Annotated in this window: 11 protein-coding genes and 1 CRISPR repeat array; of the genes, 2 read left to right on the forward strand and 9 right to left on the reverse strand. The window is 46.4% G+C overall.

Translation table 11 applies throughout. The features are described from left to right. The first annotated feature begins 290 nt into the window (after positions 1 to 290). Positions 291 to 2,642: a M13-type metalloendopeptidase gene (locus ABD014_RS19430; RefSeq protein WP_343863899.1), complete on the forward strand. Its 2,352-nt coding sequence runs from the start codon at positions 291 to 293 to the stop codon at positions 2,640 to 2,642. Between the two features lie 133 nt (positions 2,643 to 2,775). After that, positions 2,776 to 3,337: a CRISPR direct-repeat array (repeat unit 32 nt; unit sequence CTTTCAATCCACGCATCCATGTAGGATGCGAC). 271 nt (positions 3,338 to 3,608) lie between these two features. Here ABD014_RS19430 and ABD014_RS19435 read toward each other — a convergent pair. The 4 genes from ABD014_RS19435 to ABD014_RS19450 all read right to left on the reverse strand — a co-directional run bounded on the left by ABD014_RS19435 (position 3,609) and on the right by ABD014_RS19450 (position 11,604). Next, positions 3,609 to 6,314, reverse strand: a complete 2,706-nt coding sequence (locus ABD014_RS19435; RefSeq protein ID WP_343863901.1) for a DUF5704 domain-containing protein — start codon at positions 6,312 to 6,314, stop codon at positions 3,609 to 3,611. A gap of 608 nt (positions 6,315 to 6,922) precedes the next feature. Beyond that, positions 6,923 to 8,146 carry an S-layer homology domain-containing protein gene (locus ABD014_RS19440; RefSeq protein WP_343863903.1) on the reverse strand — a complete coding sequence of 408 codons (1,224 nt, stop codon included), beginning with the start codon at positions 8,144 to 8,146 and terminating at the stop codon, positions 6,923 to 6,925. A gap of 361 nt (positions 8,147 to 8,507) precedes the next feature. Beyond that, positions 8,508 to 9,476, reverse strand: a complete 969-nt coding sequence (locus ABD014_RS19445) for a phosphotransferase family protein (RefSeq protein WP_343863905.1) — start codon at positions 9,474 to 9,476, stop codon at positions 8,508 to 8,510. Positions 9,477 to 9,576: 100 nt separating this feature from the next. Beyond that, positions 9,577 to 11,604: a beta-galactosidase gene (locus ABD014_RS19450; RefSeq protein ID WP_343863907.1), complete on the reverse strand. Its 2,028-nt coding sequence runs from the start codon at positions 11,602 to 11,604 to the stop codon at positions 9,577 to 9,579. Between the two features lie 136 nt (positions 11,605 to 11,740). Between ABD014_RS19450 and ABD014_RS19455 the strand changes: the two genes are divergently transcribed. Next, positions 11,741 to 12,595 carry an AraC family transcriptional regulator gene (locus ABD014_RS19455; protein WP_343863909.1) on the forward strand — a complete coding sequence of 285 codons (855 nt, stop codon included), beginning with the start codon at positions 11,741 to 11,743 and terminating at the stop codon, positions 12,593 to 12,595. Between the two features lie 266 nt (positions 12,596 to 12,861). On the opposite strand, the gene ABD014_RS19460 is transcribed toward ABD014_RS19455, so the two are convergent. The 5 genes from ABD014_RS19460 to ABD014_RS19480 all read right to left on the reverse strand — a co-directional run bounded on the left by ABD014_RS19460 (position 12,862) and on the right by ABD014_RS19480 (position 21,092). Continuing rightward, positions 12,862 to 15,339, reverse strand: a complete 2,478-nt coding sequence (locus ABD014_RS19460; RefSeq protein ID WP_343863911.1) for a glycoside hydrolase family 95 protein — start codon at positions 15,337 to 15,339, stop codon at positions 12,862 to 12,864. Between the two features lie 120 nt (positions 15,340 to 15,459). Then, positions 15,460 to 17,205 carry an ABC transporter substrate-binding protein gene (locus tag ABD014_RS19465; RefSeq protein ID WP_343863913.1) on the reverse strand — a complete coding sequence of 582 codons (1,746 nt, stop codon included), beginning with the start codon at positions 17,203 to 17,205 and terminating at the stop codon, positions 15,460 to 15,462. Between the two features lie 89 nt (positions 17,206 to 17,294). Then, positions 17,295 to 18,197 (reverse strand): carbohydrate ABC transporter permease, encoded by a 903-nt coding sequence (locus ABD014_RS19470; protein ID WP_343863915.1) that lies wholly within the window; start codon positions 18,195 to 18,197, stop codon positions 17,295 to 17,297. An 11-nt stretch (positions 18,198 to 18,208) separates the two neighbouring features. Beyond that, entirely contained in the window at positions 18,209 to 19,192 is a 984-nt protein-coding gene (locus ABD014_RS19475) for an ABC transporter permease (protein WP_343863917.1), read from the reverse strand. Between the two features lie 133 nt (positions 19,193 to 19,325). Continuing rightward, positions 19,326 to 21,092: a sensor histidine kinase gene (locus tag ABD014_RS19480; RefSeq protein ID WP_343863958.1), complete on the reverse strand. Its 1,767-nt coding sequence runs from the start codon at positions 21,090 to 21,092 to the stop codon at positions 19,326 to 19,328. Between the last annotated feature and the right edge of the window lie 61 nt (positions 21,093 to 21,153).

Consider the following 21,153-nt stretch of genomic DNA (forward strand, 5'->3'; position numbering starts at 1 on the left):
CACTGTAATTATGGAATATTCCTCTTTATATTATGTTTTCGGTGGAATATTCCTCCTTTACGAGATATCATAAATCATATGCCTAAATCTAACAAGGTTTTTTAGACATAGAAAAAGGAATATCTATTTTCAGAAATATTACCGAAAATTTATGATAATTTTCATTTCTTGAATCCTCCAAGCATCTATTTCGTATATAATAAGGAGAATAATCCCTTACAGGAGCTCGTATCCTGTTTACTTATTCACTCGAATTACATAGTTTGCATGAACCTATAGGAGGAGAAAGCGTGAAAAAACTTGCAGCAGTATTACTATCTTCATCCATTTTATTAAGCACACTTCCAACTGGACTGGCCCAAGCAGCAGAGCCTAATGTAACACGGGGAGAAGTTGTGAATTACCTATTGAATGCTGCCGATGATTACAACCCTGGTGTCAAGAAGGAAGATATTCTGAGAGGCTATGGCAAAGGAGATGCGAAGGAAGATCAGGATGTATCCCGAATTGAAGCATTAATTATGCTGAGTCGGGCGTTCTCAGAACTGCCTGAGCCAAAAGGCAATGATCTGCGTATTTCCAACAACTCAGCTGAGTTCACGGATATCCCAAAATGGGCAGAGAAGGAAGTCGCCAAGCTAACAGCAACGGGCATCATTAACGGTTATCCGGGCGGAAAGCTGGGAGCCTCCGACCACATTACCATGGAGCAATTAAGCACTTTAACGAAACGTTTGATGGCCCTCAAAGGATCGAATCCACGCGATGATTATTATGAATTCGTGAATAAAACCTGGCTGAATAAATCTACCATCCCAGCTGGAGAGATGACCAACGGTGTATTTAATGAACTGGCAACCTTGAACGAGGAACGAGTCAAAACAATCATTGATGAAATCGTGAAGAAACCGCAGCAAACAGGCTCCAAAGAGCAGAAAATTGCCGATTTTTACAAAACCGCGCTCGATGTAGAGCATCGTAACCAACAGGGAATCAAGCCGATTGCTCCTTATTTGGCAGCCATTGATAAAGCTTCTTCCATTCAACAATTGCTCGATACAACTTTAGAAATTGAAAGTGCTATGTCGAACGGTTCCCTGCTTTCTTTTGCCGTTATGGGAGATGCCAAGGACAGCAATGTTAACACTTTGTATTTCTCGGGCTTAGGCACCGTACTCGATAAGAACAGTTATGTTTCCGGAGATGAGCGGACCAAGAATGTGTATACTGGTTATTTAACGAAATTGTTCAAGCTGTCTGGAGTAGATGAGAAATCTGCAAAAGCGCAGGCTGAAGCAATGTATTCCTTCGAAAAAGAGTTGGCCACAGCGACCATGGACATTCAGGATCAAGGAAACGTAAATAACTTCTACAATGCTTACAGCAAAGACAAGTTTGTTGCACTCTTCAAGTCATTTGATATGGCTAAATTGATGAAAGAGCTTCACCTTGACAACACGGATAAAGTGATTGTAACTGACATCGGATTGGTGAATAAATCAGCTGAAATATTAACTGACAAAAATCTCGACACGCTCAAAACCTATACCAAAGCATTATTATTGATGAATACAGGCAGTATGCTGTCAGAAGATTTCATTAAAATCAGCCAAGAGTTCCAGTCTGAAATGTTCGGTGTAGAAGGCGAAAAAACAAATGAGGAAATCGCCCTGATGATCACTCAAGGGGTGATGAGCGATTATCTTAGCCAAGAGTTCGCAGAACGCTACTTCAGCAAAGAAGCTAAACAAGATGTCGAGCAAATGGTCAAACAGTTTATTGAAGTTTATAAAGAACGGATTCAGGCTCTGGACTGGATGTCCGAGACAACCAAAGCCAAAGCCATTAAGAAGCTGGATAAAATGACGATCAAAATCGGTTATCCGGATAAATGGGACGACTCGCTGAATAACGTAACTATTAAATCCTACGAGGATGGCGGATCGTTGTTCGAAAATATCGTTGCCATCTCCAAGGCTAGCAAAGCACGTGCGGTTGCCTCACTCGGCCAGCCTGTTGACAAGAATAGCTGGATGATGAGCGTCTACGACGTAAATGCTTATTACAACCCGTTGAACAACGAAATCGTGTTCCCGGCAGGAATCTTGCAGGCTCCATTCTATGATCTGAAGGCTGAGCATGAGACAAATCTGGGTGCGATCGGCATGGTCATTGCGCATGAGATCAGCCATGCTTTTGATAATCTAGGCTCCGCTTATGATGAGAACGGAAATGCAGTCGACTGGTGGACACCAGAGGATTATAAGAAATTCCAGGAAAAATGTGAGCAAGTCATCGCTTATTACGACGGCGTTGAAGTCGTTCCAGGCGTATACAACAATGGTAAACTGACCGTAAGCGAAAATATTGCCGACCTCGGTGGTATGGCTGCTTCACTTCAAGTGTTGTCCAAAATGAAAAATCCGGATTACAAAGCTTATTTTGAAGGCTATGCAACAATCTGGCGTACCACAATGAATAAAGAGATCGCTGCATATATGTCAACCGTTGACACACATTCTGCGAACAAAGTACGTGTGAACCGCACCGTCTCGAACTTCCCAGAGTTCTATAAAGCCTATGAAGTAACCGAGAAAGATGCTATGTATGTTGCTCCTGAGAATCGCGTGAGCATCTGGTAATTCTAGACGAAATCAAGTTTCGATTGTAAACAATAAAAAGGCTATCGTCGTATATTACGGACGTTAGCTTTTTTGTTGTTTGAAGTGGCTGGGTAATCAACATCGTGTAGGATCGGGACGGACATTGACACTACTTTCAATCCACGCATCCGCGTAGGATGCGACGGCGCACAGGACGATCACAAACGCCAGGTTATCGCGCTTTCAATCCACGCATCCACGTAGGATGCGACAAAGGCAGAGACCGATACACTGGCCAGCCTGAAACTTTCAATCCACGCATCCGTGTAGGATGCGACTGTCTCGTTGGATTTTCCAAGATGAAATCACACCCCTTTCAATCCACGCATCCATGTAGGATGCGACCGACCGTCATCATTGTTATCAACTTTACCGATGTACTTTCAATCCACGCATCCATGTAGGATGCGACTGTTGCGACTACTCCACTTTCCTCGTACCCCTTCTTTCAATCCACGCATCCATGTAGGATGCGACTGAGACTGAGGTTTCACGAGTTATGAAAGAGGGCTTTCAATCCACGCATCCATGTAGGATGCGACCTACGCTCGGCTTCTAGGGCCTTGGGATGGTCATCTTTCAATCCACGCATCCATGTAGGATGCGACAAGAGACGGGTATGAGAACTTACTTAATGCGGTTCTTTCAATCCACGCATCCATGTAGGATGCGACTCCGATTTTCGGGAGAAAACGTCCAAAAGTCGGTACTTTCTTACTGAAATTAGATCTGTAACGTTTTGAGAAATACCCATTCGCATCCATTATTGGATGTGAATCAAGAGATTCATGGTGCGAATCCCCCGGGGTTTTCATGTTCACTTGGGGTTCGCACCAAATTATTATGCAAAATCACTACACAGTATTTAGAACAATATTCAACCAAACAACTCGATTCTCCTCTAATTCACCATATTAGTAGTAATGAAGAAGTATATCATCCTGTTCAATGTGTTACCATCGATTGAAAATCATCTCGACTAGACTGGTCTGCCTGATAGAATACCACATCCCCATCCATCAGAGTAAAGGTGCGACCATACGGGTCCGTAATCTTGCGCCTGAACCCTTCCATCTGCTGCCACTGGTTCATCAGCGGCGCGTGTATATATTGCAGATACGGCTTGTCTGTCTGCCCATCACGCACCGTCTCTATGTTAAAATTCACGACGATATACCCATCCCTTAGAAAAATCGGAGATTTATCCGTTAACCCTTGATGCGTCCGTCCGTATTCCGCCACATTTGTTCCTGACTTTACCGCAAACAGCTCAGCAGGTAGGCTATACTCCCCATACCATCGCTGAATCGATGCATTAGACCGTGCTGCGTCCACGCCTTCCGGCAGGCCGCTCTTCGGTCCAAGCAAGGTACGAACGTTCGCAGGAAGCTGTAACAGACTAAGACGACCGATCATTGTTTTCTGCTTTGTCATCTTCTCCTTATAGTACTGAACGTACTGAGCGCGCCCAATATTGGCGATCTGCCCAAACGTATACTCGTGATCATACTTATAGAGCGCCGTATCTGTTAATTCCTCATCTGGAACATTCCGTAGCCGCTCATTCAAGATGACATAGCGCTCCACCTCATCCAGCGGCGAGCCGATCTTCACGTAGCTACTGCGTCCGGTATGATAATACAAGTCCACTAAGGTCCGCCTTCCATCCTGGGCACTAATGAAATAGAAAGTTGGAGTAATGGTGATCTGATCCTGAGTGCCGAACATATTGCCCTTCGTCTTCAAATCAAACTTGAAATGATAACCTGGTTTAATCACCGCATTTTTATAAATAGGATGGCTTCCAGGGCGAATCGGCAGCGTATACCTCTCCGTATTGCCACGCGATGCCCCATCTATGCCGTTAAGTCCGACCCAGTAGGAGGTCCCTGTAGGCTCAGCTTTTCCTATCTCCGTCCGAAAGACACTTTCCCAGTTGTAATCGGCAATGTCCGTAACATGAAAATCGTACACGCGCCCAATTGCATCTACAGGTACCGTAGCATAGGCGATATGATGCGATAAATTCAGGTTCGCATTCGTCTCATGAGTGGCCCCGAATGGAGCGTTATGGGCAATCGTTCGAAACTCCACATCGTAGAAACCTTCATCCACCCATACCGGCAAATAAAAGGTAAAGGACTCTTGGGACTTTTCCACCTCAATCCAGGTGTTCTTCGGATAAAACTTCGTCTTCGCCTCGTTGTACACATCAAATGGAAAACGAATCTGTTTACTTCCTATGTATTTTAAATAATTGCGATCCCCATACCCCAGATAATTGGCATGCTGCCCGCTATTCGGCATCTGTACCGTAAAGGGACGCTCCAGAATGATCGCCGAACGGTTCAAAGCCGGATTCGTCTTCTGGTTATGAGCCTGATCATCCGATACTCCCGGATAAATGACGACCGGTGTATGTACGGTAACCGGATTAATACCATAGATGGCAAAGTTCATCGTATCAGACCCATTAACTTTCTCATAAAAAATGGTCCCTGAACTAGGTTCATTAGCTTTATTTGTCTTGCTCATTGGAATTACGTTATTAGGGCTATAGAGAACATTGTCTCCTGTCATGGGAGCTATGGGAATCGATCTAGGTGTTGACCCGTGACTACTTGTGGTTGATCCGCTCATCAATGTCTGATTATAAAATGTGAAAGTATCATTGCTCACATTAACATACACAGCCGATTCTGCTGCGACCTGAGGATCTGCATCGAAATTGACCGTTATATCTTCAGGAACGGAAGACGGTTCATAACCTGCAGTCTTCGCTGTTGAATAATACGGAGCATTGTACCCGCTTGGCTGAATCCTAATGCCGCTATTATCAAAGGCATAGTTCCAGAGCGCGGATTCCTTAATTTGATAAACCTTGATGTCTTGAATCGTCCAGTAAGAATAGTCTTTTTCAACAGTGACCTGAACAGTAGTCCCTGACTCTTCGCCACCTTCCCCTGGATCTGCCCCAGGTGCAGGAGCTGGTTCACTCGGATCAGGAGGTGGAGGCATAACCGTCACATTCACTTCAAAAGTACACTTACCTATCATTTGTTGATACTCAAATTTACTTAGATAGTCTTTCGTCCACACATTACCGTATAAACTTTCTGTTGTTGGAATGCCGTCAAGAACATTGAAATGTTCGTTTCCGCGGCTGTCCGCTTTAATAACTGCACTCACATTAGGATAAAAGTCTTCACCGGACATGGACTGACCAGGATCTGGAGTTGAGCAATCTACACTTCCACCGTCACCGCCGCCCCCATTTCCACCGTCACCACATCCAGGAGCCTTCGGATCTACTAGACATGGATTCGGTTCATCACCCACTGTAATGATAGCCGTGGACTTTAATTGGTAGGGTCCTTTTTTCCATTCCGCGCTAATTGTAGTCTTCCCGGGCTTCTTCGCAGTAACTTTACCTTTAGCGTCAATGGTGGCAACACCCGGATCACTGGACTCCCACTTGGTCTCAGAAGCTGAGGATACGTTAACCCATTTATCATTCCAATCGGACATGGTATACTCCATGGTTCTGACTTGAGCGATCATATCCTTCGTCTCATTCACCTTCAAAGCCGCAGACTCTAGTACACGGATTTGCTTCTTTTCGACAATAGTACCTTGGAATTTTACACTCATATAAATCCAATAATGAGCTGTAAACTTAGGGTCTCCATTTGGTTTATTTGAATATTGAGGTTTTTCATGATAACTCTGTTCGTTACCAGTTATAACCCTTATAGTTGCAGTTTTAGCTCCCACTTTGAAATCAGGCTTTTTATCAACAGGCGCATACTCATTGCTGTTATCCCACGTCATATCTTGTATACCTAAACCCTTAATATATTGTTTCATATACGCATTTCCAGCAGTATCTATCATTGAAGCTGGTGCATATACAGTCATATCTATTACTTCTGAAGTTTTTTCGGATTTAGGCACTGCGGTTCTTGGGTCTTTAGGGTCTGTGTAGACAGTTGTCGTGTATATCATTGTTGCTCCATTATTAAAATTAGCACTCCACTTTTCCGAATCAGACTGTACCCAAACCACTTTGGGAGTAGCTGGTGCTTCACCCGCTACTTCAACTTCCAAAGTTTGCATATAGGATGGTGAACTTATCTTATATCCCGATGTTGGATAACCATTACTCCAAGCTGAGTAGATAGAAATGGGAAAAATATTAAATAGTAACAAGATTATAACCAAACTACTAATCCATCTTTTTAACATTTTGAATACTCCATTTACTCTTTAGTAAAGATACTAATAAATGAATTATCATCCGTGGTCAGTTGACCAATTACATTATCGTAATCTATATATCTTTGAGCCCACACAGTAACTCCACCATCGCGATCTTGATGATCACGAAAAAACTGTTCTATGTTCTCATTTGGTAAAGTAAGATATCCATATTTATTCGATAAACTTGCGCTATTCATCCTAGATCCAAGTATAAGACTATCCTTAACACCATTTATATAATGACCAATTCCAAAATTATTAGTTTTAGGGTAAATCGTTATTTGAAATAATACTGTATACATTCCTTTCTTATCGATCCAAGCTACTTTACTATTCTTACCAATAAATAACTGAGCATAAATACTTTCAATATTCTTGAAATCCTGTGTATCAATTACAATATAATTATGCAACTTTAGACTTCCAGCATTATTACGGAGCGTATAATTCTTTTCCACTACATTATTAAAAGAATTATGTTTAGTAGTAAACGGACTAATCGTCTCCATATTCGTCCGCTCCGTGCCGACTTGGCGCAGCTCTTTTAACCCCAAGAATTCATCCGCCTTTTTGCCACTAACAGACTCATATCTTAATAGAATCGTAGAAGCTTCTGCGCGGGTTGCATTGCTATTAAGCCCAAATGTCCCATCGGGATAACCCCCGAGCAGTTTCGTTCCCATAGCCACCGCTACATAAGGGGCCTTTGATTCAGGAATGCCAGGCGTAAAATATTCTTTTACTGGAATTACTGTTGTCTTTGTATCTTCCAATGCCTGCTTATAATCCCCATCTATAGCAGCCAGACCGGAGGTCATCCATTTGGCAATTTCAAAGCGTGTAATCGGAGTATTCGGTTTGAATCCATTTGGATAATCCTTAGGATCGATAAATCCTAACGTTACCGCGCGATTAACCTCAGTTTCACTCCAATGTCCAGATAGATCCGCGAAGACTTTCTCTGTTGTGTCCGTAGCCCCTACCTTTGAAAGCCGTGCTAATGTCGCGGCAAATTCAGCACGGGTCAGAGTAGCGTTCGGTTTAAATGTACCGTCGGCATATCCTTTGAAATATCCTTTACTCGCTGCGGATTCTATTGCACTTCTTGCCCAATGATCTGCTTTAACATCCATGAAGCCGCCAGCTGCATTAACCGACGCAGGCACACTGATTGCCCCTAATCCAATTGCTCCACTCAACAGAATGGGTAACCATTTCTTCATCACTAATCACTCTCCTAATCTTCTTTTTAGAGGTAGTTCAAAAAGTCCACTTTTGATCACGAAGTGAACCAAGAAATAATCTCGGCGTCGAATCTTGAATTCAGCCGGGCCTTCCGGTGCTCACGTACAAACTACGTACGCTCTGCTCCTCACGCCCTAACTTCATCCAAACTTCTCGGTGCTGAAAACTGGTCTTTTTGAACAAGCTTCTATGAATGCCTAACTTAATAAACCCGTCCAGGGCCTATTTATGTAACAAAAAAGCACACTCCTATTATTAAAACAATAAGTAGAAGTGTGCCTCACTGATTCCAGTATATAACAGTTATGGGTATTTAGTAAATAGAAAACTTAACTAAAACTACTTGTCTTCGCTTCTAGTGAATCCATCCCAGGTCGTCTGCAGAAGATTAGCAACCCATTCGATATGCCTCTGATCCTCGTATTTTCGATAAGCACATTCAATATGTAGAATGAGAACCAAATACAAATCATAGATTTGGCTCCGAGTCTTCTCGGACGGGGTTAATTGCTCAATACCGTAGCCCCGTAAAAAAGCTGCGGATTGGCCCGATACTGCTCGAAAGTTATATTCCAGCAAATAGTCACCCCAGAGTGCCCGCTCACAATCAATCAAGCCTGTAATGCAGCCGTCCTGGACAAATACATTGCCATCCCACAAATCCCAGTGCACTAGACAAGGCGTCTTAACCTCTGCCAAACTGGCCTGCGCTTGATCAAGCACTGTCCAGATTTCATCCTCTGTCATGGGCAAGATCACCCCAGCATCACGGGCGTCCGCTAGAATTCCATCGAACATGGATCTTAACACATCCGGCCATTCCGTCCCCTGCTGCTCTCGCAGAGCATAGTAGCCGAATCGTTCCCCCTCGATATCGTTAATTAAGCGATTAAGACGGCCCAGTTCAGCCTCAATCGCTTCCCTCTCTTCCTGAGGCAGGGATTTCTTCACCTTAACGAAGGTTTCGCCGGACATATATTCCATAATAAAATACTCCAGATTCGTCTGATCGCCACTGTAGTAATACACCTCGGGAACCGGAATATCTCCCCGCTCCCGCAAAAGGCGAAGCACCTCCACCTCACATTGCATCATTCCTTTTTCATAGCGCATCGACGGTATGGAAGAATCGGGGGCAAGCTTGAGTACAACCTTCATTCCATCGCTCAAGGTTAATGTGTACGCCGTATTATACATTCCATCCGTCAACTCTTCCGCATAAGCTATACTTTTTGTCCCTGCAAATGCTGTTCTGATAGCCTGATTAAGTTCACTTCGCGCCATAGTTCTCCGAATTGCATTCTCCAACTTCATTCCTCCCCATATAGATGAAGCCACTCGCAGGATGACGAGTGGCTTATCGGTGTATACGGATAATACTTCTTTCTAATAGATTTTTCAATATATTTTAGTGTTGCTCCAATATTCTGACCCCTCGGCCTGGAACAACAATCCTGCCGCTTACTCTCTCAGTAGTTAGTAGATCCACAGCTTCCTTATTGCCAAGATCCACCTCGACATCCGATGCGTTATGGTTCAACAAGAACAGATAAGAGGTGCCATCCTTCACACGGCGGGTGATCTCAACTCCTGCCGGGGCATTCAGAAGCGGCTCAATGTTCTTCTCCGCACACAGATTAGCCAGGAATCCTTTAAGAAACGCAGCTTCCGGACTGCTTGCCACATAATAAGCTTTGCCCTTGCCATATTTATTCACGGTCAGAACCGGCATGCCTTGATAGAAGTCCGAACCATACTCGGCCAAGACCTCGGCCCCCTCTGAATGAATCAAGTCACAGAGCAAGCCGCATTCATACTCCCCCTGCAGTTCTCCCCAAGTCTGCTTCATCACGATCTGATTATGCTGATCCGGGAACAAAGCATCAATCTCTTCTGCCCAAATACCGAGTAGAGGACGCAGTTCTCCCGGATAACCACCAAGCGTAACCAGATCATTCTCGTTCACGATCCCGCTGAAGAATGTAGTTACGAAGGTCCCCCCGGCGGCTACATAATCCTCTATTTTCTTCGCAAAATCTTCTTTCACCATATACATCACTGGGGCGATAACGATATCGTACTTGCTCAGATCTTCATTAACACCTGCCATATCTACTTCAATATTCATCTCAAAAAGAGCGTCATAATACTTATGGACTTCCTTCACGTAATCGAGAGCTACGGATGGCCCGCTAGACAACCCGACCGCCCAACGGTTCTCCCAATCGAACAGAATCGCAACCTTGGCATGAGCCCGAGCATCCAGCAGCTTATCAGACAACACATGCAATTCCTGCCCAAGCTCTGAGCACTCTCTGAAGACGCGGGTGTGCTCATGACCGACATGCTCAATGACCGCTCCATGGTATTTCTCGCAGGCCCCTATCGAGCGGCGCAGCTGGAAGAACATCACTGTATCCGCACCGTGCGCGACAGCCTGATAGCTCCAGAGACGCATTACGCCAGGCCGCTTCAGAGAGTTGTACGCCTGCCAGTTCTGTTGACTTGGCGTCTGTTCCATCAGCATGAACGGCTGGCCGCTCTTCAATCCGCGCATCAAATCATGCGTCATCGCCGTATAGCTGACTGGAGTATCAAGAGCAGGGTAGTTATCCCAAGAGATGACATCCAGATACTCGGCCCATTTAAAATAATCAAGCTCAGGATACAATCCCATCATGTTCGTCGTTACCGGAATATCCTGTGTATATTTCTTGATTTCTTCATACTCCAGCCTATAGGCATCCAGCAGACTATCCGATTGGAAACGCCGGTAATCCAGTGAAATCCCTTGGAAATTTGTGCGGTTGCCATCCCATTCCTCACTCAGTTCGTTCGGTGGAACGACTTCATCCCAATCATAGAAGGTGTGTCCCCAGAACCGGGTATTCCAGGCATGATTCAATCGATCCATCGTTCCATAACGCTCTTTGAGCCAGACGCGGAAGGCCTTTGCACAGTTATCGCAATAGCAGTAGCCGCCATATTCATTAGAGACATGCCACACGAGCAGTCCCGGGTGATCCTTATAACGCTCTGCCAACTTCCCAGCCATAAGGGCTGCATATTTGCGATAACTAGGCGAGTTGGGGCAGGAATTGTGGCGTCCACCAAAGCTGCGTTTTCTCCCCTGCACATCTACTCTTGTTACATCTGGATACTTCTTGGCCATCCATGCCGGATGAGCAGCGGTGCTCGTTGCCAGACATACATATACCCCGCTCTTGTACAAGCGATCTATTGTTGCATCAAGGGCTGAGAAATCATAGGTGATTTCGTCCGGTTGAAGCATCGCCCATGAGAATACATTGATGGTGGCTACATCGATCCCGGCCAGCTTGAACATGCGCTCGTCCTCTTTCCAGGTCTCCGGGTCCCATTGCTCAGGATTATAATCTCCACCGTACCAAATCTTCGGAAGTTTGTTATTGATCATTGCAAGCACATCCTTTATCCAGAAATATAATTATATTTCAATTGTACCGTTATTACTTTCCGCTTTATATATAATATAATTGTAACTAAATATAATAATATGGAACTACAAGAGTTTGTTAAAGTGAGGTGACTTTATGAATAGACCTGCATGGCTTGCTGATGAACCTGCTTGGCGGAGGTTTGTCTTCGCCCCATCTGGAAATCTGCAGCTTCCGCTCCAAGTCGAGAGCGTCGGATGCAATCCGAATCAAGAGAAAATCAATCGGCCGGAAGGCTACCCTTGCTATCATTGGCTGCAAACAGAGGCAGGCGAAGGCATACTATCTTATGGCCAAGGTAGCTTCACGCTAACTCGCGGCAGCGGCGTCTTGCTTCCGCCCGGCATTCCCCATGCCTATGAATCGATTGGTGATGCTAAATGGGCCACCTTCTACTTAACTTTCGGCGGAGAAGCAGCCGGAGCGATCCTATCCGCCTTCGGCATTCGTGAATCGAACTTTTTTCGTTGGGAGAAGGATTCCCCCCTGGCCTATTTTCTCGGTGAAATGATCGAGAATACTGGGACAGGTCCTGATTTATTCGGTCTGGAGGCTTCCGTGAATGCATATCGTTTCCTCGGCCTGCTCAGTAAATTTGGACAAGTCAGCAATTCGTCTGTGACGCGAAATATGGAGAAGCTGGCCCCTCTGCTCAGATGGATGGAGAGCAATTATAACAATGCCGATATTGGGCTGAATGATCTGGCCCATGTGCTGGATGTGTCAGGGCGGCATTTAAGTCAGCTGTTCCAAAATACTTTTGATCTCTCGCCTTACGCCTATTTAGTGCAAATGAGAATTCATAAAGCCAAAGAAAAGCTGGCAGCGGATTCCATGCAAACCGTCGCAGAAATCGCTCATCATACCGGATTCCGCGATGCGAGCCATTTTATCGCTACATTTCGCAAGCACACCGGCATGACACCACAGCATTTTCGCAAGCTCCACTAACCCCATTGATGCAAAAAGGCAGGATAATCCTATGAGCTTTATCCTGCCTTACTCTGCCTTTACTCTTTTCTTAGAAGAACGCCATAACAGAACAAACTGTATTTCCTACAGTTAAATTTCAATTTTTCTGGAACAAGTAGACGCATTTTGTACAGTTAATTTCTCGACGCTACCCTGAAAAGATCAATTCAGCGAATTTAACTGTAGTTTTTACAACTGTTTTTCCCGTTCTGAATAGACTAGCGAAATAACTGTAGTATTTACAATTAATTACCACACTTCACCAAATAACGCGTGCCCGCTTCAAACCAAACACGCTCGCCGTCAATCCTCGCCTCTCCATCCAAACTTGAAATGCTCAAACGCTCGGCATAGCTTACCTTGCACCAACCCGATTCGGCCGCAAGGATGGAGGCAATGCTTAACATGCCATTCTCCCAAGCAATATCAACCGTGAAGTTTCCTCTCGCTTTAAGGCCTGTCACACGCCCTGAAGACCAAGCCGCGGGCAGCGCCGGCAGCAAATCTATGCTTCCCTGATGACTTTGCAGCAGCATCTCGGCAATGCCAGCCGTTCCTCCAAAGTTGCCATCGATTTGAAATGGAGGATGGGCATCGAATAAATTAGGATAGGTCGAGCGTGACAGTAATGTCCTGACATAATGATAGGCCTCATTCCCGTCTCTTAACCTGGCGTATAGGTTAATCAACCAGGCACAGCTCCATCCGGTATGGCCGCCTCCATTCGCAATGCGGTAATCAAGTGAGCGACGTGCTGCTTCAGCCCATTCCGGAGTGCCCTCCGGAGTTATTGCTGAACCAGGGTATAGACCATACAGATGAGATACATGCCGATGCCCCAGTTCACTCTCGGCATAAGGACTGATCCATTCGAGCAATCGCCCATCTGCCCCGATCTGTGGCTCAGCCATTCTCTCCATCGTATCTTTAAGAAGCTCCACCCACGCTTCATCCACTTCAAGAAGCTGCGCGGCCTCGATGCAATGCCCGAACAGCTCGCGAATCAAGAACAGATCCATCGTTGACGCATACGAGACACTGCAAGGCTCCCCGCTCTCCGTCAGGAACATATTCTCGGGAGAAGTCGAAGGGGCCGTAACCAGCGTACCGTCCGGTCCTGGAACGAGCCAATCGATACAGAATTCGGCAGCTCCTTTTAGTACAGGATAGGCCGTTTCCTTCAGATAGACTTTATCCAATGTATAAGCATAGTGCTCCCACAAATGACGGCTAAGCCATACTCCACCCATCGGCCAGCAGGCCCAGCTTGCACTTCCATCCGAAGGCGTCGTTACCCGCCATAGATCCACATTATGGTGAGCCGCCCAACCATTGCAGCCATAGTGTATTCTTGCAGTTCGGGCGCCAGCTTCGCTGATCTCCTGCACCATATTGATCAATGGTTCATGGCATTCGCTCAAATTGCATACTTCAGCAGGCCAATAGTTCATTTCCGTATTAATATTCGTCGTATAATTGCTGTTCCAGGGCGGCTGCATATGTGGATTCCAGATCCCCTGCAGATTAGCCGGCTGCGTCCCCGGCCTGGAGCTAGCCATCAATAAATAACGTCCATAATGAAAATATAGCGCCTCAAGCTCCGGGTCACTCGCTCCTGCCTGGTACGCAATCAGCCGTTCATCTGTTGGTTTGGATGCGGCTAATGCCATCATATCCTTATCCACTACTGGAATAGACTCTGTATCCGAAGCATCCTCAGCCAGTAACGCTGACTCCTGATCCTTCCCTAATTCCAGCTCCACCCGGCGGAACAACCCTCGATGCTCCTCGATATGCCTACTGCGCAGATCAGCATCATGGAGAGCTAATGCCGATTGCATCACAGATTTACAACACTCCTCCGGTGTTGAGCATACTCCTTGCCCCTGTCCAGGCATCACATCATAACCTTGAAAATCAGTAGATGCTGCCAATAGAAGCGTAATGCTCCGCGCATCCTCTATTCGCAGTTTATGGTCATCTGTAGCCATAAGTCTGCCTGCTTCATGCCTGACACTGACCTGTGCCGCGAAGCTTAATCCACGACCTTCCTCATATAGAACAGACTGCGGATGGTCTCCCCTATGATTGTCTGCAATATGGCTTGGACATGAGCCGCGCATCATAAGATATCCATCTTTCTCTGTTGCTTCTGTTAAATGCTTAAGCGGTGAGTCCAACGATACGGTCATCGAGAGTGGAGAGTGATCTTCGGAGTATATATGTACCACCAACACCTGATCAACGGCGCTGACATACACTTCACGAGTCATCGTTGTTCCCCCGCTTCGAAAGCGAACGGAGGCCATTCCCGTATCCAGATTCAATTCACGCTCATAGTCTGTCACTTCTCCAATGCCAAGATGATCGATATGCAGATTTCCGAGCGGTAAATAGGCTTCCGAGCGTGGGCCGAGCATGCCTTTCTCCACCAAAGCCTCAGCTTCTTTATATTTCCCGGAAAATATAAGCTCCCTGACCGGCTGCAAATGCCGCAGTGCCTCATAATTTTGCGGATCACGCGGATATCCGGACCATAACGTGTCCTCATTCAAACAAATAAGCTCACTTTGCCCCCCGCCATGGACCATACCACCGATCCGGCCATTTCCAACCGGCAAAGCTTCCTCCCAACAGGAAGCCGGCTGCTTATACCATAATTTCCATGAAGTCTCTCTGTCACTGTTTATCGTCAACACGGTCACCGCCCTCATTGTTTTCATCAACAGCTAATCCATATTTAATTCTTCATGCCATCACTGATCCCTGTAGAAAAGACCTCATCCTCCACAAAAACGTGGAATTTGAGGTCCTTACTCGCATTATATAGGCCGCCCGAACTACTATTGAATATCTTTACCTGTAAAGAGTGCAACCCGTGCTTTTACAAGCTCCGTATATTCGGCCTCCATCTTCTCTGCTCCCGCCTTATCTAAATCGGCAAGGAAATCATCGTAGATCTTATCGAAGTCCGTTGTCTTAGCCAGAACAGCCTCCGGGATTTTCTTACGGATAATATCCTGCGTCTTCTGGTAGATGACTTGATAGTCGCCATCCGTAGGAACCGGCATATTGTACAGAGCGCCCCATTCCTTGGCTGGGAAGTCACTCTCCTGCGGGAAGAGATCCTTCCAGGTTGTTGCTTGATAAGCGGCCAGAGTCTCCTTCTCAGCTGCAGTATATCCAGCGATAATCTGTTCCGGGAAGTTGGTGGTATAATAATTGCCGGTTGAATCCTTCACCCCGTCGCCATAACGTGCACCCAAGGTCAAGTATAAACTGATCCCCGACTCCTTCGTAAAGTTCGTCGAATCATTCACTTTGCGTTCTTGAATTTCCGACGGAATCTCACGCGTTCCATTCCCATCAACCGTATAATGCTTGCCTTCAATCCCCCAGTTCCGAAGCACCTGACCTTCATCAGAAGACATCCAGTCAAGGAACTGAATCGCCCTGACGGGATCCTTGCAGGCCGTTGTAATCGCAATTCCGTAGCCGTCAACTCCAGCGGACTGGAAGGAATGATCCTTATACTCTTCCGTCAGTGTGACCGGAAAGTGCGCATAAGTGTATGCATCCTTGCCCGCTGTCTTGAGCGCATTCTCTGCATCCTGATAGCCCCATTCCTGGTCGATCAGACCGAGTACGCGTCCGCTGGCGATTTTCGCTTTGTACTGATCATCCTTTTGCACAAACGTATCCTTATCCAGCAATCCTTCATTGTACATATGGTTCAGCCAACGGAAATATTCCTTCTCCTCCGGACGCTTGTAGTGAAGCATTGCTTCATAGGTTTCAGGGTTGACATAGTACTCGCCGTCATCCGGTGCGCCTGTAGCCAGGAATGCCGGGTTCGTCACGCTGATCATAATTCGCCAATCATCGGCATTCAACGTGAGCGGAATCGTCGGCTGACCGTCTGTCGTTGGGTTCTTCTCCACATACTGCTTCAGTACATTCTCAAAATCCTGAACCGTACGGACCTGCGGATAACCGAGTTCTTTAAGCACGCGCTGCTGAATTTCGAATCCGCCGCCGGCATCGAAGTACTGCTGATCCACACCGACATTCGTAGGAAGCTCATAGATCGCTTGATCTTCATTGCTGTATTTCAAACGGTTCATATTTTCACTGAAAATCTTCTTAATATTCGGCGCATGCTGATCAATTAAATTCGTTAGATCAATAATGAGACCCGCATCCACCAACTTGGACAAGCTGCCCTTGGCAAAAATAATATCTGGTACCTCGCCACTCGCCGCCATCATCGCAACTTTCTGATCTCCACCGCCGCTGCCTACATCGTACTCGGCATTGATCGTAACCCCGGTCTTCTCCGTAATCAATTTGCCGACATCATCCTGCATATTGTTCCAGTTCGGGCTGGCATCGGCACCGAAGAACGTGAAGGTAATCGGACTGGTGTCCATGGCACTTTCGGTGTTTTGCGCTGCATTTGCTCCCCCATTATTTCCTGCATTATCAGGCGCTTTGCTATTGTTATTGCTTCCAGAATTACCGCAGCCTCCAATCAGCAGCGTCGTCGCCAGCAGAAGCGCCGCGAACATTTTAGGACTTCTCCATCTCATTTCTGCAATCCCCCTCTTGGAAATTAGAAGTTATATCGTATAACAGGCTTCAGCCTGCAAATACCGTTCTACCGCTCCACTATCACGAATCAAGCCTTAACCGCACCTAATGTCATACCATCTACAAAATAACGCTGCAGAAACGGATATACGACCAGAATCGGAACGGTAACGACAATCGTAATCGCCATCTTGATCGATTCAGGCGATACCTGGGCCATCTGATTGGCGAGATCATTGGCATTAACCATGCTCGCCCCCTGATTGGTGCTCTGCAGAATCTTCATCAGCTCATATTGCAGCGTTGTTAGATGAGGCTTATTTCCGTTGTACAGATAAGTATCGAACCAGGAGTTCCATTGGCCTACAGCCAAGAACAGTGAGATCGTTGCTAATACCGGCTTGCATAACGGGAGGATGACCTTGTAATAAATTTTAAAGTCATTAGCCCCATCCAATTTGGCTGATTCTTGCAATGCATAAGGTAGACCATCGATGAAAGAACGGATGATGAATACGTTAAATGCACTAACGATCCCGGGCAGGATATAGATCCAGAACGTCCCGATCAGATGCAGATGACGCATTAGCATATAGGTCGGAACCATGCCGCCGGAGAAATACATCGTCAGAGCCAGGAAGACCGAGACGAATCTACGTGCCTTGAAGTCAGGACGACTCAGCGTGTAAGCCAGCATAGAAGAGCTGATCAGTCCGAGCAGCGTGCCTGATAATGTTCTCAATATCGTAATCAGGAAGCCTTGCTGCAAGCTGGAGTAGCTGAATATCGTGCGATAATTCTCTAGCGTAAATTCCCGTGGCCATATATAGATCCCGCCCCGAACGGTGTCTGTAGAATCATTTAGTGAAACAGCAAGCACATTCAGAAATGGATATAACGTAATAATCAACACGAGACTGAGAAGAACTACGTTAATAATGTCGAAGGTTTTATCTGATCTTGTGGAATTAAATGCTCTTGTCGCAGCCATTCTGCTCCCCCCTACATGATGCTTTCTTTCGTCGTTTTCTTCATGATCCCGTTAGCCGTAAGCAGCAGAATAATGCTCACCACCGAAGTAAACATACTGATCGCGGTACCGTAGGAGAATCGGCTGATCTGAATGCCGTATTTCAGAGCGTATAAATCCAGCACCTCAGAGTAATCCGTGACAAGCGAGTTGCTCAGCTGGAATTGCTTCTCGAAGCCGATGCCAATCAAATGGCCGATCGACATGATCAGGAGCACTGAGATCGTCGTGCGAATGCCTGGCAGCGTAATATTCCAGATTTGTCGGAACCGGCCCGCCCCATCAACCCGTGCAGCTTCATAGAGCTCCCTGTCTATACCCGTAATGGCCGCCAAATAAATGATCGCGTTCCAGCCGGTCTCCTTCCACACATCGGAAGCGGTTACAATTCCCCAGAAATATTTGCCCTCAGCCATAAACTGAATCGGGCCATCTATCACATGAAGCTGAATGAGAAGCTCATTCACGATGCCGTCCATCGATAGCATCTTCGTAATGATTCCGGCCACAACGACCCAGGAGACGAAGTGAGGCAAGTAAGAAACTGTCTGTACAGTTCGCTTGAAATATTTGCCGCGCAATTCATTCAACAGCACTGCGAACAGAATCGGAATAATGAAGCCGGCTACTAGACCCATCAGGCTCATCGCCAAAGTATTCCTTAATACCAAATAGAATCTCTCGTCATGGAATAGCTCTACGAAATTTTTGAAGCCGACCCACTTCTGCTGGGAGAAAGACTTCGCTGGCTTATAATTCTGAAAAGCCATCGTCCACCCCCATACGGGCAAATAGCTGAACACAAATACCCAGACGATGAACGGCATGGACATCAGGTATAAATATTTCTGTTGAACGATGCTCTGCCATACACTTTTCATCCGTTTTCGGGGCGGCTTAGGAGTGGTAATTGACTTCTCTTTTTCCGTATCCACTCTAGCTGACAGCGTTTCCATCTATCCATTCCTCCTCTGTATAAGCCAATGATAATATACCGACCAGAGAGGAAATACCCGATAGATTTCAGACAAAACCATATAATAATTAGACATCCCAATTAATCCTCTAAGATATTTCCCTTCAAATGGCCTATACTGCATCGTTCAACAGCGGTACCGTGAATGTAATCTGCGTCCCCTTTCCATGCTCGCTAGAAATCACTAGGCCATGATCTTCGCCGAAAGACAGGACCAGTCGCTGATGCACATTCCGCAGGCCAATTCGCTTCTGCTCCGATTCCTCGGGATTCACCGTCGATTGGATTACTTCCGCCAGCCGTTCCGGGGTCATCCCCAGTCCGTCATCCTGGACCGTTACACGCACAGCTTGATCGCACAGCTCAACAGTAAGCTGGACGTGAACGCCCTCTATCTTGCCTTCGACACCGTGAACGACCGCGTTCTCAACGAGCGGCTGAATCACTAGTGGAGGAATCATCATGTTACTTGCCGCCGGGTCCACCTTCACCTCGAAGCTGAGTCGGTCCTCATATCTGAATTTTTGGATCTCCAAATAGGAGCGAACCATTTCGATCTCTTCCTTCAATGGGGTCTGCTCCCTGCCGACCTCCAGATTTTTGCGCATCAGCTTCCCTAATAGACGGACGACATTGGCGATCTCCTTGTCCCCCTTCATATGGGCGTTCATGCGGATCGATTCAAGCGCGTTGAACAGGAAATGCGGATTGATCTGGCTGGCCATCATTTTCAGCTTAATCTCCCGCTGTGCCAGCTCCAGCGCATTATTCTGCTCCGTCTTCTCTACGATCTGGTCCATCAGCTGCCGGATGCTGTCGACCATGTAGTTGAACTGACGGGATAATTGCCCGATCTCATCATTGCCATCGATTCTGGATACGACGTTCATATTCCCCAGTGCCAGACGGTTGAACTGGCGGCTTAACTGGAGCAGCCGATTCGTCGTCAAGAAGGATACGATATAGACGAAGAACAAGGCTATAATAAGGACGAGAAAAATGATCAGCAGGCCGATGATGCTGACTTTGTTGGCATCCTCCATAATGGAAGCCGTATCGAAGATAGAGACGATTTTCAGAATGCTCGTCCCTGCTTCAGGCATAAGCTGATCTACGATCATATAGGAGGATTCACCATGAATATCTAGCTTGTGAGCCCCCTTCCCCTGTTCATTCAAATTCACTCCATAATCCAGATCATTCAGAGTTGAGCCGACCAGTGCCGGGTTCTTGGCAGCGACAATATATCCCCGCTCATCAGCAATCAGTGTCTCGAACGGCTCCTGACGCAGCATCCGGTTCAATTCCTCTTGATCCAACGAGACAATAAGTACACCGCTGGTATGAGTCTCAGGGAAGTTCACCTGCCTAACCAGGCTGAGCTTGCGGATCGGAATTTCTTCCTCATCATCGATGTATTGCCAGATTGCTCTTCGGCTCTCCATCGCTTCCCTGTACCAATTCGTAGCTTCAATCTGAGCATCGACTGGAACAAGCTCCAGATTGTTGATTAAGGTCGGATTCCTATAATAGAAGCGAATCTCGGCAATCTCGCGATACATGTTAATGTAACGGTGGAAGCTGTCAAAAGAGAGATAGGCCTTCGTCAATTCGAGCACACTAGGGTAATGTGTAGAGGCGACCTTCTCCAACGATTCGTCCAGGAGCAGCGTATTCGATACATCATTCGGCATGCGCATCATATTGCTGAGCTGAGTCTTGATCTTCTGAACATTGTTGGTCGTCTGGGCAATCGCCCGATCCATCGCCTGGGCCCTGAAATAACTAACGACCCCACCGCCTACCAGCAGCACAGGAATCATGACGACGACAAGGTATGAAATAATCAGCTTATGCTTCAGCTTCAAATTATTGGTCATACGAATCGCCTTGCTTAACACAAATCATCGCCTCCTAAAAAGCCGAATATCCCCTGTCTTC

Source organism: Paenibacillus motobuensis, assembly GCF_039521865.1.
Lineage (GTDB): Bacteria > Bacillota > Bacilli > Paenibacillales > Paenibacillaceae > Fontibacillus > Fontibacillus motobuensis.